Annotated in this window: 22 protein-coding genes; 9 read left to right on the top strand and 13 right to left on the bottom strand. The window is 63.5% G+C overall.

Features of this window, described 5'->3' with window-relative positions; translation table 11 throughout:
* Positions 1-17 precede the first annotated feature (17 nt).
* Positions 18-350 carry a hypothetical protein gene (locus PUQ42_RS01585; RefSeq protein WP_273370333.1) on the bottom strand — a complete coding sequence of 111 codons (333 nt, stop codon included), beginning with the start codon at positions 348-350 and terminating at the stop codon, positions 18-20.
* Here PUQ42_RS01585 and PUQ42_RS01590 point away from each other — a divergent pair.
* The 8 genes from PUQ42_RS01590 to PUQ42_RS01625 all read left to right on the top strand — a co-directional run bounded on the left by PUQ42_RS01590 (position 333) and on the right by PUQ42_RS01625 (position 6,071).
* A complete protein-coding gene (locus tag PUQ42_RS01590) occupies positions 333-731 on the top strand; it encodes a hypothetical protein (protein WP_087311316.1) in 399 nt (132 codons plus the stop codon). The two genes, PUQ42_RS01585 and PUQ42_RS01590, sit on opposite strands and share 18 nt — an antisense overlap.
* Positions 731-1,336, top strand: a complete 606-nt coding sequence (coaE, locus tag PUQ42_RS01595; protein ID WP_273370395.1) for a dephospho-CoA kinase — start codon at positions 731-733, stop codon at positions 1,334-1,336. The genes PUQ42_RS01590 and coaE overlap by 1 nt, the downstream gene beginning before the upstream one ends.
* A complete protein-coding gene (folP, locus tag PUQ42_RS01600; protein ID WP_475652125.1) occupies positions 1,326-2,141 on the top strand; it encodes a dihydropteroate synthase in 816 nt (271 codons plus the stop codon). Before coaE ends, folP begins: the two co-directional genes overlap by 11 nt.
* Positions 2,138-2,794, top strand: coding sequence for an ABC transporter ATP-binding protein (locus tag PUQ42_RS01605; RefSeq protein ID WP_087311315.1), 657 nt, complete (start codon positions 2,138-2,140; stop codon positions 2,792-2,794). The genes folP and PUQ42_RS01605 overlap by 4 nt, the downstream gene beginning before the upstream one ends.
* 141 nt (positions 2,795-2,935) lie before the next feature.
* Positions 2,936-3,715 (top strand): TIGR02757 family protein, encoded by a 780-nt coding sequence (locus PUQ42_RS01610; protein WP_122121745.1) that lies wholly within the window; start codon positions 2,936-2,938, stop codon positions 3,713-3,715.
* The gene (locus PUQ42_RS01615) at positions 3,708-4,457 is read left to right on the top strand and encodes a tRNA1(Val) (adenine(37)-N6)-methyltransferase (protein WP_241147587.1); all 750 of its coding nucleotides are present in this window, start codon (positions 3,708-3,710) and stop codon (positions 4,455-4,457) included. Before PUQ42_RS01610 ends, PUQ42_RS01615 begins: the two co-directional genes overlap by 8 nt.
* A 55-nt stretch (positions 4,458-4,512) precedes the next feature.
* Positions 4,513-5,409, top strand: a complete 897-nt coding sequence (locus PUQ42_RS01620; RefSeq protein ID WP_122121330.1) for a DUF4831 family protein — start codon at positions 4,513-4,515, stop codon at positions 5,407-5,409.
* The gene (locus tag PUQ42_RS01625) at positions 5,409-6,071 is read left to right on the top strand and encodes a DNA alkylation repair protein (RefSeq protein WP_273370340.1); all 663 of its coding nucleotides are present in this window, start codon (positions 5,409-5,411) and stop codon (positions 6,069-6,071) included. The genes PUQ42_RS01620 and PUQ42_RS01625 overlap by 1 nt, the downstream gene beginning before the upstream one ends.
* Positions 6,072-6,341: 270 nt before the next feature.
* Here PUQ42_RS01625 and radA read toward each other — a convergent pair whose 3' ends face one another.
* Genes radA through PUQ42_RS01660 form a run of 7 tightly spaced genes read right to left on the bottom strand, consistent with a single transcriptional unit; the run spans position 6,342 to position 12,987 of the window.
* Positions 6,342-7,712 carry a DNA repair protein RadA gene (gene radA, locus PUQ42_RS01630; protein WP_273370343.1) on the bottom strand — a complete coding sequence of 457 codons (1,371 nt, stop codon included), beginning with the start codon at positions 7,710-7,712 and terminating at the stop codon, positions 6,342-6,344.
* A 7-nt stretch (positions 7,713-7,719) separates the two neighbouring features.
* Positions 7,720-8,394, bottom strand: coding sequence for a hypothetical protein (locus PUQ42_RS01635; protein WP_273370344.1), 675 nt, complete (start codon positions 8,392-8,394; stop codon positions 7,720-7,722).
* Entirely contained in the window at positions 8,391-9,023 is a 633-nt protein-coding gene (locus PUQ42_RS01640) for a lactate utilization protein (RefSeq protein ID WP_087311427.1), read from the bottom strand. The genes PUQ42_RS01635 and PUQ42_RS01640 overlap by 4 nt, the downstream gene beginning before the upstream one ends.
* Positions 9,013-9,579, bottom strand: a complete 567-nt coding sequence (locus PUQ42_RS01645) for a sugar O-acetyltransferase (RefSeq protein WP_122121323.1) — start codon at positions 9,577-9,579, stop codon at positions 9,013-9,015. Before PUQ42_RS01645 ends, PUQ42_RS01640 begins: the two co-directional genes overlap by 11 nt.
* Before the next feature lie 10 nt (positions 9,580-9,589).
* Complete coding sequence (gene rseP / locus PUQ42_RS01650; protein WP_087311429.1) at positions 9,590-10,903, bottom strand: RIP metalloprotease RseP; 1,314 nt, start codon at positions 10,901-10,903, stop codon at positions 9,590-9,592.
* Between the two features lie 30 nt (positions 10,904-10,933).
* Entirely contained in the window at positions 10,934-12,109 is a 1,176-nt protein-coding gene (locus tag PUQ42_RS01655; RefSeq protein ID WP_273370346.1) for a 1-deoxy-D-xylulose-5-phosphate reductoisomerase, read from the bottom strand.
* A gap of 8 nt (positions 12,110-12,117) precedes the next feature.
* Entirely contained in the window at positions 12,118-12,987 is an 870-nt protein-coding gene (locus PUQ42_RS01660; RefSeq protein ID WP_273370348.1) for a murein hydrolase activator EnvC family protein, read from the bottom strand.
* 269 nt (positions 12,988-13,256) lie between these two features.
* On the opposite strand from PUQ42_RS01660, the gene PUQ42_RS01665 reads away from it, so the two are divergent.
* Positions 13,257-14,168 (top strand): nucleotidyltransferase family protein, encoded by a 912-nt coding sequence (locus PUQ42_RS01665; protein WP_197714869.1) that lies wholly within the window; start codon positions 13,257-13,259, stop codon positions 14,166-14,168.
* A 173-nt stretch (positions 14,169-14,341) separates the two neighbouring features.
* Here PUQ42_RS01665 and PUQ42_RS01670 read toward each other — a convergent pair whose 3' ends face one another.
* From PUQ42_RS01670 to PUQ42_RS01690, 5 genes are all read right to left on the bottom strand, one after another.
* On the bottom strand, positions 14,342-16,084 hold the full coding sequence (locus PUQ42_RS01670; RefSeq protein ID WP_273370350.1) for a right-handed parallel beta-helix repeat-containing protein: 1,743 nt from the start codon (positions 16,082-16,084) through the stop codon (positions 14,342-14,344).
* 13 nt (positions 16,085-16,097) lie between these two features.
* Positions 16,098-18,158 (bottom strand): glucosidase family protein, encoded by a 2,061-nt coding sequence (locus PUQ42_RS01675; protein WP_273370352.1) that lies wholly within the window; start codon positions 18,156-18,158, stop codon positions 16,098-16,100.
* Between the two features lie 97 nt (positions 18,159-18,255).
* On the bottom strand, positions 18,256-19,200 hold the full coding sequence (locus tag PUQ42_RS01680) for an alpha/beta hydrolase (protein WP_273370355.1): 945 nt from the start codon (positions 19,198-19,200) through the stop codon (positions 18,256-18,258).
* Entirely contained in the window at positions 19,187-21,124 is a 1,938-nt protein-coding gene (locus PUQ42_RS01685) for a hypothetical protein (RefSeq protein WP_273370357.1), read from the bottom strand. The genes PUQ42_RS01680 and PUQ42_RS01685 overlap by 14 nt, the downstream gene beginning before the upstream one ends.
* Positions 21,114-22,946, bottom strand: coding sequence for an alpha-1,3-galactosidase-related protein (locus PUQ42_RS01690; RefSeq protein WP_273370360.1), 1,833 nt, complete (start codon positions 22,944-22,946; stop codon positions 21,114-21,116). The genes PUQ42_RS01685 and PUQ42_RS01690 overlap by 11 nt, the downstream gene beginning before the upstream one ends.
* Positions 22,947-22,963: the final 17 nt, after the last annotated feature.

Genomic DNA, 22,963 nt, shown 5'->3' on the forward strand with positions numbered 1-22,963 from the left:
TTTTTGCGATTAAAGAATCACGAAGGCACGATTACCGTAGCCTTGGAGAACCGGACCTCCCGCGTGCCGTCGATAGCTTGCCTGATCGGCGGAGTCAGCGCCTTGGCGCTTTCGACGGGACTGATGTTGTGCGGACGCTGCGCCATCGCCAGCGTCTGGCCGGCTGGCTGTTCGTCCCCTGCTTGATCAGGATCCTCTTCGCCTCTTACCTGAATCTCTACGTGCTGGCGGCCAACGGCACAGGATTCTGAGCCGGCGACGGCCGATGGCGGATTGTCGTTGGCAAATTGGTATTTATTTTTTACCTTTGTCGGGAAGATAGAGGTCACACTATGGAAAATCTGCTGCATGGAATGCGACGTTACGTCTCGCCGGTCTTTCTGGCGCTGCTCGTGGCGTCGTTCATTCTTTGGTACATTGCCAAACTGAGCTATACCTATACGACGGAACAGACCGTTCGGGTGAGTGTCGACGATCAGCCCTTCGAGGTGACGTGCGTGGTGGAGGGGGTCGGGACGAATCTGTTCGGCTACCGGGTCTACATGAACAAACGGTTGCGGATTCCGCTTTCGGAGCTCAAGACGCGCCCTTCGCAGGAGGAGGGCCACGAGGGCAAACTGGTCATCGACCCGCAGTCGTTGCAGGATGCGCTGGCGCCGCGATTCAGCGACATCAAGATCATCTCGATCAAGGATATTCCGGAGATCGACCAACCGCAGGCGAAGTCATGATGAAGATTGGAATTACGGGCGGCATCGGGAGCGGGAAGAGCACCGTATGCCGCCTCTTTGCACAACGGGGCATTGCGGTCTACGATTCGGACCGGGAAGCCAAGCGGCTGATGACGGAGGATGCGGCGCTTCGCGCGGCGATTTCGGCGCGCTTCGGGGCCGAGGCCTATACGGCCGACGGCGCCTTGAACCGCGGCTATCTGGCTTCGCGGGTCTTCACGGATTCCGAGGCGCTGGCGGATCTCGATGCGCTGGTCCATCCGGCCGTGAAGGCGGACTTTGCGGCGTGGGCCGAACGTCAGCTCTCCCCCTATGTGGTGCTGGAGAGTGCGATTCTCTTCGAGGCGGGTCTGGAGCACTCCGTGGACCGGACGGTTGCCGTGGTGGCGCCGTTCGAGCTGCGTCTGGAGCGCACGTGCCGGCGCGACGGCTGTGACCGGGAGTCGGTTCTGCGGCGCATGGCCGCCCAGCTGGACGACGATACGCTGCGCGACCGGGCCGACTACTGCGTGGTGAACATCCGCGAGGAGGATCTCGAACCGACGGTGGCCGAACTTGACCGACGTTTCACGCTTGAAGCCCACCATCGCCGCCATGATGCCTGATCTGACCGTGCCGCAGGTGATGGCGATTCTGAACGTCACGCCCGATTCGTTCTATGCGGGGAGCCGTATGCCGGAGCGAGATGCCGTCGAACGCCGCGTGCGCGAGGCGCTCGACGAGGGGGCTTCGCTGATCGACGTCGGGGGGTACTCCTCGCGTCCGGGGGCCGACGAGGTTCCGACGGAGGAGGAGTGGCGGCGCGTGGCGCTCGGCGTGGAGACGGTGCGGCGCCTGGCCCCGGGGATGACGGTCTCGGTCGACACGTTCCGCAGCGAGGTGGTTGCGCGCACGGTCGAAGCCTTCGGCGAGGTGGTCGTCAACGACATCTCGGCGGGCGAACTGGATGCGAAGATGCTGGAGACGGTGGCCCGATACGACCTTCCCTACGTGGCGATGCACATGAAAGGGACGCCGCAGACGATGCAGGCGCAGACCGACTACCGGCGCGACATCACCACCGAGGTGGTCGACTATTTCCGCCGCCGGACCGACGAGATGATGGCGGCGGGCATCCGCCGCGAGCGGATCATCCTCGATCCGGGCTTCGGCTTTGCCAAGACCGTGGCGCAGAATTTCGAACTGCTGCGCGGTCTGCACCGCCTGTGCGGAGAGGGATTTCCGGTGTTGGCGGGGCTTTCGCGCAAGTCGATGATCTACCGCACGCTGGGCTGTACGCCGGAGGAGTCGTTGGCCGGGACCGTGGCGCTCGACTGGGAGTGCCTGCGTCAGGGGGCGCGGATCCTTCGGGTCCACGACGTGCGCGAGGCGGTCGATACGGTCAAACTGTTCAATGCATTCCGATCATGATACGCATAACGGATATACACAAGAGTTTCGGTACGTTGGAGGTGCTGCGGGGCGTGTCGCTGGAGGTTGCGCCGCGCGAGGTGGTCTCGATCGTCGGGGCGAGCGGCGCCGGGAAGACGACACTGCTGCAGATCATCGGGACGTTGTCGCGTCCCGATTCGGGCCGTGTCGAGATCGACGGGACAGACGTCTTTACGCTGGATGACAAGGCGTTGTCGCGTTTCCGCAACGAGCGGATCGGCTTTGTCTTTCAGTTTCACCACCTGCTGGCCGAATTTACGGCCTTTGAGAATGTCTGCATTCCGGGGCTGATCGGCCGCCGGCCGCGGGCCGAGGTGGAGCGCCGAGCCGCGGAACTGCTCGAGCTGATGGGCCTTTCGGCGCGCCGCGACCATAAACCGGCCCAGCTGTCGGGCGGTGAACAGCAGCGCGTGGCCATTGCGCGGGCGCTGATCAACTCGCCGGCGGTGCTGCTGGCCGACGAACCCTCGGGCAACCTCGATTCGCACAACCGCGAAGAGATCCACCGCCTCTTTTTCGAACTGCGCGACCGCCTGGGGCAGACGACCATTCTGGTGACCCACGACGAGCATCTGGCCTCGATGGCCGACCGGAAGATTACGATGTCCGACGGACGGATCGTCGAACCCTGATCCTTTTTTTTCGTGAACGGGGGCTCTTCTGCCGGACCGTGGCCCCGATGTCTGCGATTCGGCGTGTACCCCGCATTCCGTTTGTCCATGCCGGCGGCAGCAGCCGCTGCGACGTTTGATTCTATTCCCGAATTGACCATGATGGAACCCTCGCTGCTCAGGGAGCTGCTCGAATCGCTCTATGACCGCTATAACCGCCCGGAGTTCATCCCGGACGATCCGATTTCGGTGCCGCACCGCTTCACGGAGCGCGCCGACCGGGAGATTGCCGGTTTTCTGTCGGCCACGATTGCCTGGGGCAACCGCCGTTCGATCGTCCGCAACGGCCACCGGATGATGCTTCTGATGGACAACGCCCCGGCGGACTTCGTGCGCCACGCCTCGGAGCGTGAACTCAAGCAGCTGGAAACTTTTGTCCACCGCACCTTCAACGGCGGTGATCTCAGGGATTTTGTGCTGGCGCTGCGGGGCTTCGAGGAGCGCTACGGCGGACTGGGCGCCTTTTTCGAAGAGCGTTACGCGGTGCACGGCGATCTGCGGCCCGTGCTGGCGGAGTTCCGCCGGGAGTTCTTCGCTGCGCCCCACGCCCCGCGCTGCGAGAAACACCTCTCGTCGATCGAGCGGGGAGCGGCCTGCAAACGGCTGTGCATGTACCTGCGGTGGATGGTCCGCCGCGACGACCGCGGGGTCGATTTCGGCCTTTGGCGGCGTATTCCGATGTCGGCGCTTTACCTGCCGCTGGACCTCCACGTCGGCGTGACGGGACGGGCTCTGGGGTTGCTCACGCGGCGTCAGAACGACTGGCGGGCTGTCGAGGAGATCACCTCGCGGCTTCGTGAGTTCGACGCGGCGGACCCCGTGCGATACGATTTTTCGCTCTTCGGAGCCGGTATGGACCGAATTCTCAACGACCATGAGTGAACCCGTCGAACATCTCGAAGGAGCCTTTCGCTTCAAACGCTTCACGATCCGCCAGCAGCGCACTGCGATGAAGGTCGGTACGGACGGCGTGCTGCTCGGCGCGTGGGTCGGTGTGCGGCCCACGGACCGGCAAATCCTCGACATCGGTACCGGTACGGGGCTGATTGCCGTGATGCTGGCGCAGCGTTGCCCGCAGGCCGAGATCACGGGAGTCGATATCGACGACCTGTCGGATGCGCGCGAGAACGGTGACGCCTCGCCCTGGGGCGACCGTCTGCACTTCGTCGGGCAGGCGATCCAGGAGTTCCGCCCCGCGGAGCGCTACGACCTGATCGTCTCGAATCCGCCCTTCTACGTCGATTCGCTGACCTGCCCCGACCCGGGTCGCACGACGGCCCGCCATACGGTCAGCCTCTCCTACGAAGAGCTTCTCGATGCGGTTGTCCGGCTTCTTTCGCCTGGCGGACGCTTTGCCGTGGTGCTGCCGACACCCGAGGCCGAACGGTTCCGGCGGCTGGCGGTGCAGCACCTGCGGTTGCGACGCCTCACGTGGGTTCGCACCACGCCCCGCCGGGCTCCCCGCCGGGTGCTGATGGAGTTCTCCCCGGCCGGGGATCCGGCGGTGGCCTGCGGCACGGATACGGATCTTCGGATCGACGAACTGACCATCGGAACGGGCGCCCACGAAGACTATACGCCCGAATACCGGGCGCTGACGCGTGATTTTTACCTGAAATTTTGACGACACGCGAAAAAACGCTACTTTTGTTCTTCGACAGCATCAAACTATTCAGACCATGAAATACAGACTTTTGGCGCTGATCCTGCTGCTTGCGGGAGGCGCTTCGGCTCAGAATCCATACATTGCCCTGCAGGGTGCCAACGAGACGGCTGACGGCGTGGTTGTGTCGCAGCCGCGGACGATCCTTGCCGTGGACCTGACCGTCGAGTGCGACCGGACGCTGGCGGGGCCCTACGCGCGCTATGCGCAGAAGTTCCTGGGCGTGCGGCCGGCGCTGGCCGACAAGACGACGTGGAGCATCACCGGCGCCCGGATCGCCCTTCTCGACGGCGCCACCTGCCTGAACGCAACGGCCCCGGCGGCCCCCGCGACTCGTGTGCAGAGCTATGCCGCGACGGATGAGGAGTTTGCGCGGCTGCAGCCCGACAAACTTGAGATGACGACCTCTTCGTTGGAGGATGCGGCGCGCGCGGCCGCCGAGCGGATCTATTCGCTGCGTCGCCACCGCCTCGACCTCATCACGGGCGAAGCGGGTGAGAATGTCTTCGGCCAGGGGCTGGATGCGGCGCTGAAGGAGATCGACCGCCAGGAGCAGAGCTATCTGGAGCTCTTCCTGGGCAAACACGTCACCACCACCTCGACGCGCCGCTATGTGGTCTATCCGCAGACGGACAAGAAGCAGTATATCGTCTGCCGTTTCAGTCCGGCCGGCGGTTTGCTTCCGGAGAACGATCTTTCGGGCGACATCGTCCTGCTGCAGATCGAGCCGTCGGGCGCCGAGGCCGGAGCGGGACTCGAGGCCGGACCCAAGGAGACGAATGTTGTCCGCTGCCGTGTGGCCGATCCCTCGACCTGCACGGTGCTCTCGGGCGGTCAGGAGTATGCCCGCACGGTGCTTCCGGTCTTTGAATTCGGCCGAACGATCAACGTAGCCCTGCCTCGCCGCAAATGATGGATTTCACCACGCGAATGACCGCGTTGCTTGGCGCCTTTCGCCGGGAGCGGAACGGCGCCGTAGCCGACTCGATGCGCTATTACGGCCGCACGTACGGCTTGAACTACGGTGTGAGCCTTCCGACCCTGCGCCGTCTGGCCCGGGCCGAGTCCACGGATCACGACTTTGCCCGCTATCTCTATCAGCAGGATGTCCGCGAGTTGCGCCTGGCAGCCTTCCATATCGCCGATCCCGGGCGCCTCACACCGGACGAATTTCCGTTCTGGGGCGACGGGTTGCTCAACTCCGAAATGGCCGAAGAGGGGGCCTTTGCCCTGCTGGGACGGACGCCTTCGCTTCCGGCGCTTTTCGACGCATGGACGACCCCCGAAGCCGGCTGGCTCCAGCAGTATGCGGTGCTGATGGCCGTTGCTCGGACCGAAGCTCCGCAGACGGCATGGATTCCGCGCGTGGCCGATATCGTTCGCCGGGCGGCAGCGTCGGAGTTTCAGGAGAGCCATTTGCTGGCACAGGGAGCCGTTGCGGCGCTGGTCAACCTCGGCTCCCGAAGCGAGGAGAACCGCCTTGCCGTGCAGCAGGCCGTCGATTCGCTGGGGACGCACCCCGCCGAGGAGCTGGTCCGCGAGGAGCTTTCGTGGCGGCTGGACCCGGATCTCTGATCTCTCCGGCCGACCTGCGGGCTCACCCTCCGGGTTACCCCGTTACCGCCTTTCTGACTGTCCTTCTGATTGCCCCGGCCGACTTGCGGACCCTCCCCTCCGGCCGCCCCTTCCCCGAAGCCAAAACAGCCCGTCTGTATGTACAGACGGGCTGTTCTTTTGTAACGCCGTTTCTTGTCCACCGTTTTGCGGTGCGACATTTTCTCTATGTTTGTTCTCGCGCTCCCTCGTTTTTTTTGCTCCGGCGACTCCGCCCCTCACTTTCGGCCGCTACTCCACGAAGAGGGCCTTGGGAAGCTGGTCGATGCTGCTGATTCGGACGACCTCGATCCCTTTGGGATGCTTGGTCCCTTTGGGCAGATAGGCCGAGACGACGATGCGTCGGAATCCGAGCCGTGCGGCCTCGCTGATACGCTGTTCCGAACGGGGGGCGGGACGCACCTCGCCCGAGAGGCCGATCTCGCCGGCGCAGCAGACCCCGTCGGCCACGGGGCGATCGTAGTAGGAGGAGATGACGGCGGCCACGACGGCCAGATCGAGCCCCGGATCGGCGACCTTGAATCCTCCGGCGAAGTTCAGGAAGACATCCTTCTGGAACATCTTCATGCCGACCCTTTTTTCGAGTACGGCCAGCAGCATGTTCATCCGCCGGGCGTCGTAACCGGTCGACGAGCGCTGCGGGGTGCCGTAGGCGGCGCCGCTGACCAGGGCCTGCACCTCGATCAGATAGGGTCTTACGCCGTCGGCCGAAGCCCCGACGGCAATTCCCGACAGCGGCTCTTCGTAGTGGGTCAGCAGAATTTCCGAGGGGTTGTCGACGCCGCGCAGCCCCTCTTCGAGCATTTCGAAGACGCCGATTTCGAACGTGGCTCCGAAACGGTTCTTGATACCGCGCAGAATGCGGTAGACGTTGTTGCTGTCGCCTTCGAACTGCAGGACGACATCGACGATGTGTTCGAGGATCTTGGGACCGGCGATGGCACCGTCCTTGGTGATGTGTCCGATGATGAAGATCGATGTGCCGGTCGTTTTGGCATACTTGAGCAGCGAGGCGGCGCACTCGCGGATCTGCGAGACGCTGCCGGCCGAGGAGTCGAGCACCTCGGTGTAGATGGTCTGAATCGAGTCGATGATGACCAGATCGGGCTTCTGCTCGGCCATCTGCGCGATGATGTTCTCCAACAGCGTTTCGGGATAGATCAGACACTCGTCGTTTCCGACGCCGATCCGCTGGGCGCGCATCTTGATCTGTTCGGCTGACTCCTCGCCCGAGACGTAGAGGGTCTTCAGCCCGTTTGCCGCCAGGGCGATCTGCAGCGAGAGGGTTGACTTTCCGATTCCGGGCTCACCGCCGAGCAGGATCAGCGAACCGGGAACCATTCCGCCGCCCAGTACGCGGTTGACCTCCGGGTTTCCGAGATCGATCCGGCGGTGTTCGCTTTCGCGGATGTCGCGCACGCGCTGGGGCTTCGTCGCAGGGAGCGGACCGGCCACGGCTGCGGCCACCGGACCGCTTTCGCGGGCGATGATCTCCTCGGTGAAGGTGTTCCATTCGCCGCACGAGGGGCATTTCCCGAGCCATTTCGGGGCTTCGAAGCCGCAGTTTTTGCAGAAGTAGGCTTTTTTGACCTTGGCAGCCATCGTGGTATCAGTTTGAAGGGGTCGAGGTGTATTCCTGTCGGACGACCTTGGTCAGGCCGGCCGAGGGGTAACGCTGCTGGTAGATCTCGGTCAGATCGACCGTCAGCAGGACCTTGTATTTGCCGTCCGTATCGCGGTACGAGGAGATCGTGCAGGCGTAGTTGTCTTCCAGGAAGAAGAGGTTGATCTCCGAGGCTCCGGGCTCCTTGAAGAAGGCGCCCTGGACGGTCCCGGCCTCGGAGGCGGTGTCGACCGTCAGCGGTCCGCGGTTGTAGCGGGTGAAGTCGAGCACGTAGCGTCCGCCGACCTGTACCGGGGCTTCGGCCAGCACCTCGGCCTGGATCTGTGCCACCAGCGGATCGACCGGTTCTTCCGTACCTTCGCCCTCTCCCGTTCCGGTGTCCGAACCCGAGCCGGAGCCCGTACCTGTTCCCGTTCCGCCTGTTCCGGTCTCCGTCCCGTCGGTTCCCGTTCCGCTGCCGGTTCCGTCATTGCCACCCGTTTCGGTTCCCTCGCCGGTCGAGGGTTCTTCGGGCGTCGGTTCACTCTCGGTGACGGTGACCTGGGCCTCGATGCGCACAATGGGGTAGGAGATCGAGTAGAAGACCTCCGAATTGTCGCTGCAGCCGTTTGCCAGCGGGAGCGCAGCCAGCAGCAGGGCTGTTATGACTGTGTGTTTCATAATCCGAGCTCCTGATCGATCAGAATGACGAGAATACGCCCTGCGGGGTAGCAGCGCAGCATCTCCATGCGGGTGTTGCAGATACGGTCCGGGGAGTTGCAGTCCATGCAGACGCCGGTTTTGGCACACGGGGTTCGGAATCCCGGATGGCGGGCGATGTTCTGCGGGGCGGCGATGCGGCGGATGCGCTCTTCGGCCTCCTCGCGATTGGCGACGATCTTGTTGCGGCCTGCGACGAGGATCACCTTGCGGGGGCCGAACGCCACGGGAGCGATGCGGTTTCCGACCATGTCGAGCCAGTGGAGCGTCCCCTCCTCGGTCACGGCGTTGATGCCCGTGATGAAGAGGTCGGACATCAGGGCCTGACGGCGTATTTCGAGGCGTTCCGGACGCGGCATGTCGGGGTTGAATCCGTCGAGCAGCGTCCAGTCGCCGTTATCGCGCAGCCAGTCGATGATTCCGGTTTTGCGCATGGTCTTCGAGTCGCCGAACGAGACGATCTTCGGCGCTTCGGCCTCGACGACGGCCTTGATCCGATCGAAGGCCTCCTGTGTGTTTTCGACGACGGCGGTTTCGAAATGGTGGCGGCGGAGCGCTTCGGCGCAGGTGTTGAGTTTTTCAGTCGTCATGTTTCTCGAGTTTGCGTTTTACGACGGCGGGGTTTCCGGCCGCCAGCGAGTCATCGGGTATGTCGTGTGTCACGACGCTTCCGGCGGCGATGATGCAGCGGTCGCCGATCGTGACCCCCGGGCAGACGATCACGCCGCCGCCCAGCCAGCAGTCGTTGCCGATGCGGACGGGTTTTCCCGTTTCGACGGGTTTGCGGCGTTCCAGATAGTCGATCGGGTGGTGAGGCGTCAGGAGCTGGCAGTTGGGGCCGATGAGCGTGTGGTTGCCGATCGTGATGCCGCCGCCGTCGAGGAACGTGCAGTTGAAGTTGATGACGACGCCTTCGCCGACGGAGATCCGGAACCCGAAGTCGCAGCGAAACGGCGTGATCAGGTAGCTCGTGTCGGGGAATCCGGGGATCAGTTCGCGCAGGGCGGAGCGATAGGCCGCGAAATCCCGGTACCGGACCGTATTGAGCTTCTCGAGCCGCTCGTGGGCCTGCAGGTTGAGTTCCATGGCTTCCGGGTCGCTGTAGTCGTACAGCTCGCCGCGCATCATCTTTTCGACTTCGGTCATATTTGCGGAGCTATTTGATGAAGAATCGGTAGATATCGTTGCCGTTGGCGTAGAGCAGCAGCATGAGGATGATGACCAGTCCGACATACTGGGCGGCCTCGAGGACCTTGTCGCTGACCTTTCGCCGGGTGATCATCTCCCAGAAGGTGAAGATGGCGTGACCGCCGTCCAGACCGGGGATGGGGATGATGTTCATCACGGCGAGGATGATCGAGAGGAATGCGGTCTTGAGCCAGAAGTCCTGCCAGTCCCACGACGAGGGGAAGATGCTTCCGATGGCGAGGAACCCTCCCAGCTCCTCGTACATCTTGGTCTTGGGCTTCACGATCATCTTCAGCTGCTGCCAGTAGGAGGAGATGACCTCTCCGGTTTTGTGGAATCCGGCGGGGATAGCTTGCCAGAAGGTGTACTTTTGGGTGCGGAGGGTGTACCCTTCGCGGATGACTCCGAGCGTACCCTCCTGGGAGACCGGGACGGCGAAGGCGGGCAGCGCGACGCCCTGCCGCACGACGTGCAGCCGGACCGAATCGCCGGCATGCGACTGGATGTACTCGCGGAAGGCGGGATATTCGACGCCGGCCAGTTCGTCGATTCCGACGATCTCGTCGCCCGGGCGGAGCATGGCCACCGTCGGAGCCACGACGCTGTCGATGACGAACGGCTGACGCGGGACGAGCAGTCCTTCGTAGCCCTTGTTCTGGCGCATGGCGATCAGTTCGTTGAGCGGGAGGGTGAGTTCGACCTGCTCTCCGTTGCGCTCAACGACGATCTTTCGGTCGGCGTCGACGATGACCATGGCGTTGAGGATGTCGAGGAAGTCGTCGATCGGCTGGCCGTCGACGGTCAGGATTCGGTCACCGTCCTGGAAGCCGAGCCGGTGTCCGGCCTCGTTGAAGTTGTAGCCCCACTTGACGTCCTCGTTCGAGAGGTAGGTCGTGCCCCAGGTGTAGCTGATTCCGATGTAGATGGCCACGGCGAGCAGGAGGTTCATCACCACGCCGGCGATCATGACCAGGAAGCGTTGCCAGGCGGGTTTGGCGCGGAATTCCCAGGGCTGTACGGCCTGACTCTGATAACCCTTGTCCATCGACTCGTCGATCATGCCGGCGATTTTGCAGTAACCGCCCAGCGGGAGCCAGCCCATGCCGTACTCGGTGTTTCCGCGGCGGAACTTGAAGAGCGAGAAACCGATGTCGAAGAAGATGTAGAACTTTTCGACGCGGATCCGGAATACGCGGGCCATGATGAAGTGCCCGAACTCATGGATTCCGACCAGGATCGTGAAGCAGAGGAAGAACTGAATGATTTTGATGAGTATGTCCATTCTTGTTTGGTATTTTTCCGGGTGAAGGGTTTAGCCCCGCCGGGCGGGGGTTGTGTCGACGCCGAGGAACCGGGCGGCCAGCTGCCGGGCTTCTCTGTCGGCCTCGGCCAGGTCCCCGAGCGAGGGACGGGCCGTGAACGCGGCCTTGTCGAGCGTGTGTTCGATCGTTCGCACGATGTCGAGCCACGAGCACTGCCGGGCGAGGAATGCGGCCACGGCCACCTCGTTGGCTCCGTTCATCGTGCAGGGGGCCGTTCCGCCGCGGCGCAGACATTCGTAGGCGATTCCCAGCGCAGGATATTTTTCGCCGTCGACCGGGCCGAACGAGAGCTGGGGATGGTCCGCGAAGCTGAATCGGGCGTCGGGACGCGTGGCGCGGTCGGGGAACATCAGCGCGAAGCTGATCGGCATGCACATGTCGGGTTCACCGAGCTGGGCCTTGATGGCTCCGTCCTCGAATTCGACCATCGAGTGGACGATCGACTGGGGGTGCATCACCACCGCGATGCGTTCGGGCGGGGTTCCGAACAGCCAGTGGGCCTCGATGACCTCGAAACCCTTGTTGACGAGCGTCGAGGAGTCGATCGTGATCTTGGCACCCATGTGCCACTGGGGGTGGTGGAGGGCCTGCTCGACGGTGACCGAGGCCAGCTCTTCGCGCTTCAGGTCGCGGAATGCGCCTCCGCTGCAGGTGATGAGGAGCCTGCGCACCGGCGCGTGTTCGCCCAGCAGACACTGGAAGATGGCCGAATGTTCCGAATCAATGGGCAGGATCGGGGCCTTGTGTTCGCGGGCCAGGGGCATGACGCACGCACCGCCGACCACGAGCGACTCCTTGTTGGCCAGAGCGAGCTTCTTGCCGGCGCTGACGGCGGCCACCGTAGGCGCGAGGCCGGCATATCCGACCAGGGCGTTGACCACCACGTCGGAATCGCCTCCGGCGGCTACCTGAGCCACGGCCTCCTCGCCGGCATAGACCTTCGTGTCGGTATCGGCGAGGGCCTCGCACAGCGGCGTGTAGTATTGTTTGTCTGCGATGACCACCGTATCGGCGTCGAATTCGCGGGCCTGACGGGCGAGTTGTTCCCAGTTGCGGTGGGCTGAAAGGATCCTCACTTCGAAGCGGTCGGGGTTTTCACGGGCGATGTCGAGGGTCTGCACACCGATCGAGCCGGTGGATCCGAGGATGGCGAGGCGTTGTTTCATGGGCAGGGTCAGAAGACGATGTATCTTTCGGGATCGACGGGTTTCCCGTTGTTCCAGAGTTCGAATTCGAAGAGTTTGACCTCTCCGTTTTCGGCTTCGGCATTGTACCCGATCTGTTCGCCGGCGCGGACGGTCTGACCCGTAGCGACGAGCGACTGGGAGAGGTTCCGGTAGATCGAGAGGAGGTTAGCGGCGTGCTGGATGACGATCGTGTATCCGTTGTCGGGGGACCAGAGGCTCTGGACGACGGTTCCGTTGTCGACGGCGGCGATGCGGTCGGCGGCAGCGGCGGCGATCTTGACGCCGTATCGGTTCTCCTTCAGATCGAAGTGTTCGGTGATGATACCCTCGACGGGCGAGGCGAGTTCGATGGCCTCACGGACCTGTCGGCGCGAGCCGTTCTCCTGGCCCGAGAGGGCATAGGGGCCGCTTCCCTCCATTTCGGCGCGCAGGATCGAATCCTCGCGCGAGGGGACGACGAGCACCTTGGAGATGCGCGACGAATCGGAGGAGGCGAGGACGCGTGATACGGGTGTCCGGCCCTCCATGATCAGGGCGATGTTTTCGTTGTAGGTCATCATGTCGTTCATGACGCGCTCCATCGAATCGAGTCGGATGATGTTCTGAATGAGGCTTTCGCGCGAGCGGTCGGCCTCGGTGCGGTATCCGGGGAGGAACTCCAGCACGGGGGTGTAAGCCACCAGCGAGAGGGTGATGATGAAGAGCATGAGCAGGAATGCGATCAATCCGGCGAAGATGCTGGCCGGCGAGAGGTGCATGTGCCACTCTTCGGAGAGGTCCGTGGCGTTGAGCATGTTGAATCTTCGTTTGCGGAAGAATCCGTGCCACCAGGCCTTTATTTTTTTCAACCAGTTCATAGACGGGGTCGGTTAAGTCGTAGCCGGGCCGGGGTAGTCAGCCGGGGCGGAGGTCCGCACGGTGGGGCGGGGAGTCCTGCAGCGGGGGCCGGCCGGGTTTATCCTTGCAAAGATAGCACAAGCGACCGGGACTGCCAAATTTATTTGAGTCTTCGTCCTCGTCCCGAGACCCCGAGGTGTTTGAATAGCGGAAAAAAGTTGGCAATTCGCGCTTAAAGTGTTAACTTTGTAATTCGTTGAGAACAAAACGTCAAAAGCACGATAAAATTATGGTAAAACCCACATTATTGGTACTCGCCGCGGGCATGGGATCCCGCTACGGGTCGCTCAAGCAGATGGACGGAGTCGGTCCGAACAACGAAGCGATCATCGACTATTCGATCTACGATGCCATCCGGGCCGGATTCGGCAAGGTGGTCTTCGTCATCCGCCACTCCTTTGCCAAGGAGTTCCAGGAGATTTTTTCGGCCGACCGGTTTGGCGGGCGCATTGCCGTGGAGTTTGTTTTCCAGGAGTTGGACTACCTGCCCGAGGGGCTGACCGTTCCCGAGGGGCGCGTGAAGCCGTGGGGGACGAACCATGCGGTGATGATGGCGGCCGATGCGATCCACGAGCCGTTTGCGGTGATCAACGCCGACGATTTCTACGGAGCCGAGGCATACCAGACCATCGGCGAATACCTTTCGCAGCTCGACGGCAGCAAGGACCGCTACTGCATGGTGGCCTACGATCTGAACAGGACACTGTCGGCGAACGGCACGGTTTCGCGCGGGGTCTGCGGCGTGGATAAGGACGGCAACCTCTCGTCGATGGTCGAGCGGACGCAGATCGAGCGGATGCCCGACGGGAAGATCGTCTTCCACGACGGCGGAGCCGATGAGGAACTGGCCGAGGATACGCCGGTTTCGATGAACCTGTTTGGCTTCACGCCGGACTATTTCGACCACACGAAGGCCTATTTCCGAACCTGGTACGAGGCCAACCGGGACAATATCAAGGCGGAGTTCTACATTCCGACGATGGTCAACAAACTGATCGGTGACGGGACGTCGACGCTTCGCGTGCTGCGTTCGGCCGCCCAGTGGCACGGCGTAACCTACAAGGAGGACAAACCGGCGCTGATGGCCGCCATCGAGAAGATGATCTCGGAGGGCAAATACCCGCGCAACCTCTGGAAATAACCTTCCGAGGAAGGAGGGGGGGGGAAAAAAATTAAGATGAGGAGAGCCCGAAAGGGCGAAAGAACCGTCGGGCGTACGGCCTGACGCAATCCCCTCCGGCGAAGATGGAGCCGCATTCCTGTTTCAGCAGGGATGCGGCTCCGTTTTTTTCGTGCCGGGCGGACTCGGTGAACCTACTCTTCCTGCCAGACGACGTGTGCCGGCACCTCGACGTGGTCGCACTCCGCAAAGCGGAAGAAGAGCTCCGGATCGAACTGTGCGGGATAGTTCGTCGTGCGGATGATGCGGTTGTTGTCGGCGAATCGGAACCCGTCGACGCAGTAGAGGTTGACGATGCGGGGGTCGAAGACGCGGAAGGTGTTCCCCTCGACGCGGATGTTGCGGTGGTATCGGCTCGCCGCGCGATCCGGGATTCCGCTGCCGACGGCGATGCAGGCTGCGCCCCAGCCCAGACTGCCGTAGTTTCCGTTTTCGAAACGGTTGTTCCGGATCGTGACGTCGCGCACGCCGGACTGTTCGAACCAGAAGTTGCCGTCCCCCTCGAAGAGGATCGAGGCGCCGGCGATGTGGAAGTAGTTCTCCTCGATGACCACCTTCCCGCGCGAACCGATCAACAGCCCGCGGGCGCGGTTTCCGGACATCCGGCATCCCCGGATCAGTACGTCGGGACCGGCCTCGTCGGCGGCGATCAGATGGCCCGTTCGGATCGAGTCGGGGAGGGGTTCGGTGAAGGTCACCTCCGTGAACTCCTTGTTGAGGCGTTGCACCTGCCCGACTGTGCGACGGGCATAGGTCATCAGCGAGCGGTTGTCTACCACCTCGACCTGCATGCCCTCGCGGAGGAAGTCGACGCCGTACTGCCCGCTGTGGGCGAGCCGGAGCCGGAGTGTTTTCGGGCCGATGCATCTGACGACGGGCATGTAGATTCCGTGGATGTTTGTGGCGTCGTCCTTCTGGTTGAGGAACGTGCAGTCGAGCAGGCGGATCTTCCCCGAGCAGTTGGCGAAGTGGGTGGCGTCGGCCGTGATGCTGATCATGCGGCCGGGAGCGGGGACGACACGCAGTCTTTCGAGGGTGATGTCGCTGCACCGCTGGGCGATGACGCCCATTCCGCCGCAGTGGTGGATCGTGACGTCGTGAATCTCAACGACCTGCGAATCGGAGAGGACGAATCCGGGATTGAGCCGTCGTGCGGCGCCGAAGACGAGCGTATTTCCGGGCGTGGCCTTCAGATCGGGGCGGAAGATGCGGATCCGACCGTCTGCACGGCGCTCGGCGGGAATGGTGTGAGCCGGGAGCCAGTAGTCGTCGACGTGGAAGGCGGGTTCGCGGCGTCGGGCGTCGAACTCCAGCAGACTGGAGTAGGGGTACGAGCGACCTTCGTCGTCGAACAGCCGCAGACAGCCGTCCGAGAGGTCACAGCGATACGTTGCCGGGAACTCCAGATCGAGCCAGCCGGGGCCGGCGGCACGGACCGTGGCTTCGGAGTGGAACGTGCGGGTGAAGTCGATTTCGAGGTTGCGGATCCGGACGTTTCGACAACGTTCGAGGCTGAACGGCGAGACGAAACCCGTGAAGAGGAGCCTTGTTCCGGCGCCTTCGACGGTGAAGTTCTCGAATCCGTCCAGATCGAAGGCGATGCGCTTGAGCCCTTCGTCGTTGTTGCTGATGAACTGATACTTTTCGACGAGCAGATCTTCCCGGATGCGGAGTTCGCCGCCGGGGAGGATGAGCCGTCGGGCGTGGGTCGAGGCACAGTGTGCCAGGGCGCGGCGGATGGCGGGTCCGGCGTCGAGACTGTCGGCCCGGGGATCGAGGAAGTCGCTCAGACGGACGTCGCCGCCGGAGGCCGACGTCCGGCAGGCCGAGAGGATCACAGCGGCCCCAAGGAGCAGTACGCGGAGGAGAGATTTCATGATCGGACGTGTATTACGGATGTTGCGGGAGACGGATCTGCAGGGTCTCTGTCTGACGGATCCGGAAGGTTCGGGCCGGCTGCCCGGCCACTGCGAGGCGGAGCGAGAGGTGGTCGTTGTCGATGCGTTCGACCTCCAGATCGAAGTCGTTTCCGAAGGCGCGGATGTGCCGCAGGGCCATCCGTTTCCAGCCCGAAGGCATCGAGGGGGTGCATTCGAAGGTCCGCAATCCGGTGGGTCGGATGCCGAACAGCCCTTCGGTCACGACGCGGCAGAAGAGTCCGCTTTCGGCGGCCAGATGGCGTTGCGAACCCTCGGGCCACGCCTCGATGGGATAGGGGACATGGTCGCCGGTCAGCCGGCGGCGGGCGTATCGGGCGAGGACGTCCGTGGCGCGGTCGGCCTCCCCGGCGATGTAGATGCCCCTCAGGGCGTAGAGCGTCGAGCGGTCCCAGAAGGTCGAGCTTCCCTGTTCGGTGAGCAGGCCGTCGGGCGTCATGAGCTCTTTGCCGAGCAGGGCGCTGACGGTCCCCCGACTGCGGTTTTTCAGTCCGGCGATCAGCGGCATGCAGATCCACGAACGGAGTTTCGTGCAGCCGTCGAAGTAGCGGTAGGTCTCATACCCGGCCACCGTAGCGCCGAAGTGGCGGTCGATGGCTTCGGCCAACCGGTCGGCCTGATGCGCATATTGCCGCAGCCGGGCGGCGGGGCGCTTGAGTTCGCGTCCGAGATAGACGGCCGAACGCAGGGCGTCGTAGTAGAGCGTCGAGGTGCAGAGGTTGGCCTCACCGGCCGGGAAGCGGCCTTCGAGTTCGTCGGTATCGGAGGCGACGACTCCCTGCGGGGTCAGTTTGCGGCGGCAGTACTCGAGACACCACTCGATGAGGGGCCACAACTCTTCGGCCTCGCTTTTCGAACCGCGGGCCAGGGCGTATCGGGCGGCACCGTAGGCGATCATGGCGGCATCGCCGCGATCTCCGGCGCCGTTCCAGATGTCGCGGCCCTCGGCGATGATCGAGCTGGGCAGCGGTCGGTATTCGGGGTTCATGAATCGGGCGAAGTGGCGGAAGGCATTCAGTGCCGATTCGTCCGCGATTTCGTAGCCGAGCATCGGGAAGAAGGGGTTGACATATTCGGCCTGATCGTTGGCCCAGATGGCGACATAGTAGCACTCGCCGCCGGGGGCATGCATGTAACCGCCGGCGGTTTTGATGATGCTTTCGGTCGATCGGATCTTGGCGAAGCGGAATTCGCGGTCGATGACCGGATCGGGAGTTTCGAGCACGAGGTTGTTTGTCACCTCATTGATGAAGGCCTTCCGGGCGGCGAGTTCCGCTCCGACGTCTGTCGGCTGGAGGGATTCGCCGACGCGGCAGGCGCGGAAGAGCGTCTCGACGAGGGTCGAATCCCCGGGCTGGAGAGTTCTCACCCCGGGATCGGCGATCTCGGCCCGGATGAGGTAGCTGCCCGTCATACCGCGATGAGCCGGCGTGACGAACTCCTGCGTGAACTCCGGGACGGAGATTTCGAGGGGTTTTGGCCCGATGTTGCGGAGCAGGTAACGTTCGCAGAGGGCGGGTTGCGTAGGCGAGGGGAAGATCGTGCGCTCCATGGCGAGCACCGGGGCGGGGTTTTCGACCTCGTCGTATCCGGCCCCGACGCCGTTGAAGCTCCACAGACTTTGCACGCGGAGCGTGCCGTCGAAGAGCATTTTCTCGACGCGTTCGAACTGCAGGGCCGAGGCGTTGAACCCCACGGCCGAGGTGTTGACGGCCAGCAGCGAGGGGATGTCGGTTGCCACGCGGCACATCAGGCTGGCGTGCGTGTCGTCGGGTTTGACGCGCAGCAGCGGGAAGACGAGCGACCGTTCGACGTGGAAGGCCCCCCGTTCATCGACCGCCCAGCGGAGGACAGCGGAGATCTGCTCGCCGGTCATTTCCAGATGGTCCTTGTGGGGGATGTCGCCCTGGGGCTGCCAGACGATACCACCCTGGGGATCGAGCGTCCAGCGTTGAGCGGCGGCCGGCAGGGCGAGCAGGGCTGCCGCAAGTGAGAACAACAGTTTTCGGGTCATTGGTTTTTCCGTGTTTTATGGGTGATTCGATGGCGGATTGCGCCGCCGGCCGGAAGGTCCCGGCGGAACGACCCCTCGCCGCGATGGCCTGGAGGCGTCAGTCGATCCAGCGGCCGACGAACTCCCCGACGCACCGCGTGTACTCCTTCGGATCTTCGAGATAGGCGGCGCCGTGGTCGACTCCGGGGAGTACCCAGAGCACCTTTTCTCCGGATTTGGCCTCGTAGAGGCGGTAGACCATCTCCACGGGGACGACCGAATCCCGATCGCCGTGGATGAACATCATCGGCACGCGGCTTCGGCCTACGGCCTCGAGGGGCGACGCCTCCCGGAAACTCCATCCGTAGAGGATTCGGCACCAGAGGTCCGAGAGCTGGAAGAGCGGAAAGCGTGGGATGCGCGACTGCTTGCCCCAGGCATCGTGGAAGATGTCGTAGGTCGAGGTGTATCCGCAGTCCTCGACGGCGCAGCGGACCGATGCCGGGAGCGACTCTTCGCCGCAGACGATCATCGTGGCGGCGGCCCCCATCGAGATGCCGTGAACGACCACCCGCGCCTCGGGGCCGAAGAGCGAGTCGGCCGTCCGGATCCAGTCGAGCACCTCGCCGCGTTCGGTCCATCCCATGCTCACGGCCCGGGGCTGGCTTTTGCCGTGGCCGCGCAGGTCGGGCATCAGGACGTTGTAGCCCAGATCGTGGTTGTAGAGATATCCGATCATGAACATGGCCTCGGCGGCCCCTTCGTATCCGTGCAGCAGCACGGCGGTGCGGGGTGTCGGCTGCGGGGCCCGGAGCCAGAGGGCGTGGAGCTGTTCGCCGCGGGCGTTGGGGCGGTAGATGTCGTGCAGCCGGTCGTTTTGGCGGATGCTGTCGATCCATCCCACGACGTGGGGATACTGCTCCTCGAGCCAGTGGATGTCGTTCATCCTGTCGGGGTTGAGCGTCCGGTAGCAGAAGTAGCCGCTTCCGCCCACCAGCGCGACCAGGAGCAGGCCGACGATTACGGCTGCCGTGACGATGATTCTTTTTCTACTCTTTTTCATAGGTGAGATCTTTCGGTTTCATGTGGAAGGTTTTGACGTCGGGCTTGTCGTAACCGACATAGCGGTTTCCGGCGATGAGGACATCCCGGCACCCGTCGAGTCGGAATGATTCGCGCTGAGCGGCCGATGACGGGAAGTCGGAGGTCTGCTCGATGCGGTTGTTGACGAACTGCAGATGACCGACCGCACGGGCGTGGATTAGAGGCCGGTCGTAGGTCCGGATGCGGTTGTCGTGAATCCGGATGCGGTCGTGGTAGACGGGCGACGTCTCCGAGTCGGGACGGAAGGAGGGGGTGATGCTGATGACGGCTTCGCCCCACCCGGTGCCGCCGTTGTTCGAGGCCGAGGTTCCGCAGTTGTCGAAGAGGTTGTTGCGGATCTCCATGTCGCGCACGGCTCCCGATTCGAACCAGTAGTTGACGTCGCCCTCGATGAGGATGGCCGTTCCGGCGGTTTCGAAGCGATTGTCGAAGACCTCGACCCGCCCGGGTGAGGTGAGCAGAATGCCGCGGGCGCGGTTTGCGCGGCCGAACCGGCAGTTGTGGATCCTGATGTCGGGCGTCCACGAGGCGTTTTCGACGAAGTCGCCGCACGCGAACTCCCCGTCGAGCGGCCGATCGAGCTCGATCTCCAGCTGCTGTCCCTTGCGGCCGACAATCCGCGTGATGCGCCGGGGCTCCCCGCGGGCAACCGTCAGCCTGTGGACGGGCCAGATCTCGTCACCGACGCCGAAGACCTTGTCGGCCGGGAATCGGTCGCCTTCGAGCCGGAGTCTCCGCCGCTGCTTCGAGATACCGGCCACGCGGATGTAGACGCCGTGGATGTTGAGTGCGTCGTCGCCCTGACCGTCGAACCGGCAGCCGTCGAGTTCGATCATCCCGCGGCAGGAGGTGAAGTGCAGGGCGTCGGCCACACAGCTGAAACAGCGCCCTTCGGCGCGGTTCGGCCGGGTGGAAACCTCCCGCAGGAGGAGTCCCTTGCAGCGCAGGGCATAGACCCCCATGCCGGGGGCATGGAACAGATCAATCCGTTCGAGACGGGTGTTGCGGCAGCCGCTCAGCGTTATGGCCGGCGCCAGATAGCGACCGTGATAGAGGGCGATCCGGGTTCCGACGGGCAGTTTGCGGTCGACGCGGCCGAAGAAGCGCACCGTGTCGGGCGCCACCTCACGGACCTCGCCGCGGAAGAGCACATTGCGTTCCGAGAGCGGATAGTCACGCGTCCCGTAGAGGACCGCGCCGCTCCTCGGATCGTAGGCCGTGGAGTAGCTTTCGGGATCGACCTCCCGGACCCAACCGTCTCCGAGGAAGCGGATCCGTCCCTGTTCGATGCGGTAGGGATAGCGAGCCCGGTCGATAGCCAGATCGACCTGCCCGTCGCCGATTGCCGTGATCGTGGCCTGCGTGATGTAGGGGCGCTGCCAGTCGAGCGAGAAGTTGCACAAGGTGAGGTTCCGGCACTCCTCGGCGGCGAAGAGCGTGAGGCGGCCGTGGCCGATGAAGCGGGCACCGCCGCCGTCGATCACCAGATTCTGCAGCCCGCAGAGACGGGCGGCGACACTGGCCCGGTCGTCCTGCCCCCGGGGAGCGTGGAAATCGTAGCGTCCCTCTTCGAAACGGAGCACCGTGGGACGGCCGCTCCGTGCGATGGCGGCGATGGCGCGGCGCAGGGCCCCGGTGGCATCTTCGCCCGTATCGGGGCGGAGTCCGAACTCGCTGATGCGGACCGTGTCGCGCACTGCCGTGCCGGCTGAATCCGGGGCCTGCATGCCGTTCCCGGACTTGTCTTCGGCGATCTGCGCTTCGGAGAGTGCGCCCTCGGAGATGACGATACCCGGCGAGGCCGGGACCCGACAGGTCCCGACCAGCGCCCCGACAATCGCAGTCCCGACGACGGCCGGCAAGAGGTATCGACTAATTTTCATAGAAATAGGGGTTTGGATTTTCGGTTACGGGAGGCATTCCGTCTCCCTGCAGATGGCGTTCGGGGCAGTCGACCAGACTGATCGACGCATCCTTTTTCCAGGCCGAGAAGTCGTTGTCCTGAATCGTGATGCTGCGGCAGCTCTGGGCGTCGATGACCGACAGCCCTTTGAAACGGGGCTCGAAACGTCGCGAGTCGACGAAGCGGTTCGATCGGATGACCATCGAATCGACCGACAGGGCATAGATTACCTGGTTGTCGAACGTCTCGACGAGATTACCCTCGAAGCGGATGCAGCCGTGATAGGGTTTTCGTCCGGCGCGGGCCCGGTGCGGGATGACGGGGTCGATCTGCAGGACGGCCTGGGGCGAAACGCCGCCTGTTGCCATCGTGCCGAAGCGGTTGTTTCGGATGACGATGTTCTGCGTGCGGCCCGATTCGAACCAGTAGTTGGCGTCGCCGCAGATGCGTATGCCGGCCATCATCGACGAGAGGTCGCAATCTTCGATGCAGACGTCACCCGGGGTTGAGATCAGCAGGCTGCGGGCGCGGTTGTACCGGACCGTGCAACCCGAGATGCGGACGCGGGTGTCGAACGTGGGGTTCGCCACGGCCAGCTGTATCGAGTCGGGGATGTTCCCGAGGTCGAACGAGGTCTGGATCGAGTAGTAGTTTTCGTTGACGCAGTCGATCTTCGCGACCTTTCCGACGCCGACTACGGAGAGGTCGGCGCGGTCGACGAAGACGAGCGAATCGCCCTCTTCGGCGAAGTCGTATCCCTCCTGCTGGAAGTGTCCGAAGCTGGCTCCGAAACGGTGGCCGGAGAGTCGGTCCACGATCTTCATGTAGGCGCCGTGGATGTTCGTGGCGTCGTCGAGCATGCTTTCGAACCGGCAGTCGCGAAGTTCGATGCGCCCCGAGCACCCGACGAAGTGGGTTGCGTCGGCCGAGGCCGAGACCATCCGACCGCTTCCGGCGGGGACCTCGACGCAATACCTCGTGCAGACGACGTCGCGACAGCGTTCGGCAATCAGCGCCATTCCGCCCGAATCGTGGAGCGTCACGTCGCAGAGTTCGATCTTCGAACTGGCGTAGAGCGAGAATCCCGGATATCGGCGGTTGGTCGAATGGGGGCCCTTGTCCGTATAGACGCTGCCGACCGGAGGCAGCTCCCGGGCCGCATATCCGCTCAGCCGCACCAGCGAGTCGTTGAGACGTTCGGCCTTCAGGGCGATGCTCGGGTTGTGTCCGTAGCGTTCGGCGTCGAAGTAGGGCGAACGGGTTTGGGGATCGAACAGGATGTTTTCGCCGAAGGGACTCTCCCAGTCGTATCCCGAGAACCGGGGCTCGCCGTCGCGGATCAGGAAGCGTTCCGGATCGAGCAGCCGCAGGGTGATGCTGCGCGTTGCGGGATCGTTGGCGACGACCCGCCCTTCGAAGATGAACGAGGCGTCGTATTCGACCGCGAAACGGCCGAACTGCACCTCGCTGCAGCGCTCTATGCGGAAGGGGACCATCGCACCGTGGAAGCGGAAACGGGTCCCGTCGCCCAGCCCCTCGATCCGTACGCGGTTCATCCCCTCGAGCAGGAAGGCGCAACGCTTGTATCCGTTGTCGTTGTTCGAGATGCAGAGGTACTTTCCGGCGGCCCGTTCGGGGAAGAAGTCGAAGCACCCCTCGCCGAACCGGATCGTGACCTCACCGTCGGGGTGGTTTTCGAGGATCTCGCGCACGACGGGGGTGAAGTCGCCGATGGCCGGATCGGCCTCGACGACGACCGTCTCCGGCTGCGTCACGCAGCCGGAAACGATCAGAGTCAGCAACAGAAGGAATTTTCTAC

The organism is Alistipes megaguti (assembly GCF_944320325.1).
GTDB lineage: Bacteria > Bacteroidota > Bacteroidia > Bacteroidales > Rikenellaceae > Alistipes > Alistipes megaguti.

Bases quoted from the DNA above. Each gene is read 5' to 3' on its own strand.
- PUQ42_RS01590 (WP_087311316.1), top strand. From the start codon at position 333: ATGGAAAATCTGCTGCATGGAATGCGACGTTACGTCTCGCCGGTCTTT.
- PUQ42_RS01585 (WP_273370333.1), bottom strand. From the start codon at position 350: ATGCAGCAGATTTTCCATAGTGTGACCTCTATCTTCCCGACAAAGGTA.
- coaE (WP_273370395.1), top strand. From the start codon at position 731: ATGAAGATTGGAATTACGGGCGGCATCGGGAGCGGGAAGAGCACCGTA.
- folP (WP_475652125.1), top strand. From the start codon at position 1,326: ATGATGCCTGATCTGACCGTGCCGCAGGTGATGGCGATTCTGAACGTC.
- PUQ42_RS01605 (WP_087311315.1), top strand. From the start codon at position 2,138: ATGATACGCATAACGGATATACACAAGAGTTTCGGTACGTTGGAGGTG.
- PUQ42_RS01610 (WP_122121745.1), top strand. From the start codon at position 2,936: ATGGAACCCTCGCTGCTCAGGGAGCTGCTCGAATCGCTCTATGACCGC.
- PUQ42_RS01615 (WP_241147587.1), top strand. From the start codon at position 3,708: ATGAGTGAACCCGTCGAACATCTCGAAGGAGCCTTTCGCTTCAAACGC.
- PUQ42_RS01620 (WP_122121330.1), top strand. From the start codon at position 4,513: ATGAAATACAGACTTTTGGCGCTGATCCTGCTGCTTGCGGGAGGCGCT.
- PUQ42_RS01625 (WP_273370340.1), top strand. From the start codon at position 5,409: ATGGATTTCACCACGCGAATGACCGCGTTGCTTGGCGCCTTTCGCCGG.
- radA (WP_273370343.1), bottom strand. From the start codon at position 7,712: ATGGCTGCCAAGGTCAAAAAAGCCTACTTCTGCAAAAACTGCGGCTTC.
- PUQ42_RS01635 (WP_273370344.1), bottom strand. From the start codon at position 8,394: ATGAAACACACAGTCATAACAGCCCTGCTGCTGGCTGCGCTCCCGCTG.
- PUQ42_RS01640 (WP_087311427.1), bottom strand. From the start codon at position 9,023: ATGACGACTGAAAAACTCAACACCTGCGCCGAAGCGCTCCGCCGCCAC.
- PUQ42_RS01645 (WP_122121323.1), bottom strand. From the start codon at position 9,579: ATGACCGAAGTCGAAAAGATGATGCGCGGCGAGCTGTACGACTACAGC.
- rseP (WP_087311429.1), bottom strand. From the start codon at position 10,903: ATGGACATACTCATCAAAATCATTCAGTTCTTCCTCTGCTTCACGATC.
- PUQ42_RS01655 (WP_273370346.1), bottom strand. From the start codon at position 12,109: ATGAAACAACGCCTCGCCATCCTCGGATCCACCGGCTCGATCGGTGTG.
- PUQ42_RS01660 (WP_273370348.1), bottom strand. From the start codon at position 12,987: ATGAACTGGTTGAAAAAAATAAAGGCCTGGTGGCACGGATTCTTCCGC.
- PUQ42_RS01665 (WP_197714869.1), top strand. From the start codon at position 13,257: ATGGTAAAACCCACATTATTGGTACTCGCCGCGGGCATGGGATCCCGC.
- PUQ42_RS01670 (WP_273370350.1), bottom strand. From the start codon at position 16,084: ATGAAATCTCTCCTCCGCGTACTGCTCCTTGGGGCCGCTGTGATCCTC.
- PUQ42_RS01675 (WP_273370352.1), bottom strand. From the start codon at position 18,158: ATGACCCGAAAACTGTTGTTCTCACTTGCGGCAGCCCTGCTCGCCCTG.
- PUQ42_RS01680 (WP_273370355.1), bottom strand. From the start codon at position 19,200: ATGAAAAAGAGTAGAAAAAGAATCATCGTCACGGCAGCCGTAATCGTC.
- PUQ42_RS01685 (WP_273370357.1), bottom strand. From the start codon at position 21,124: ATGAAAATTAGTCGATACCTCTTGCCGGCCGTCGTCGGGACTGCGATT.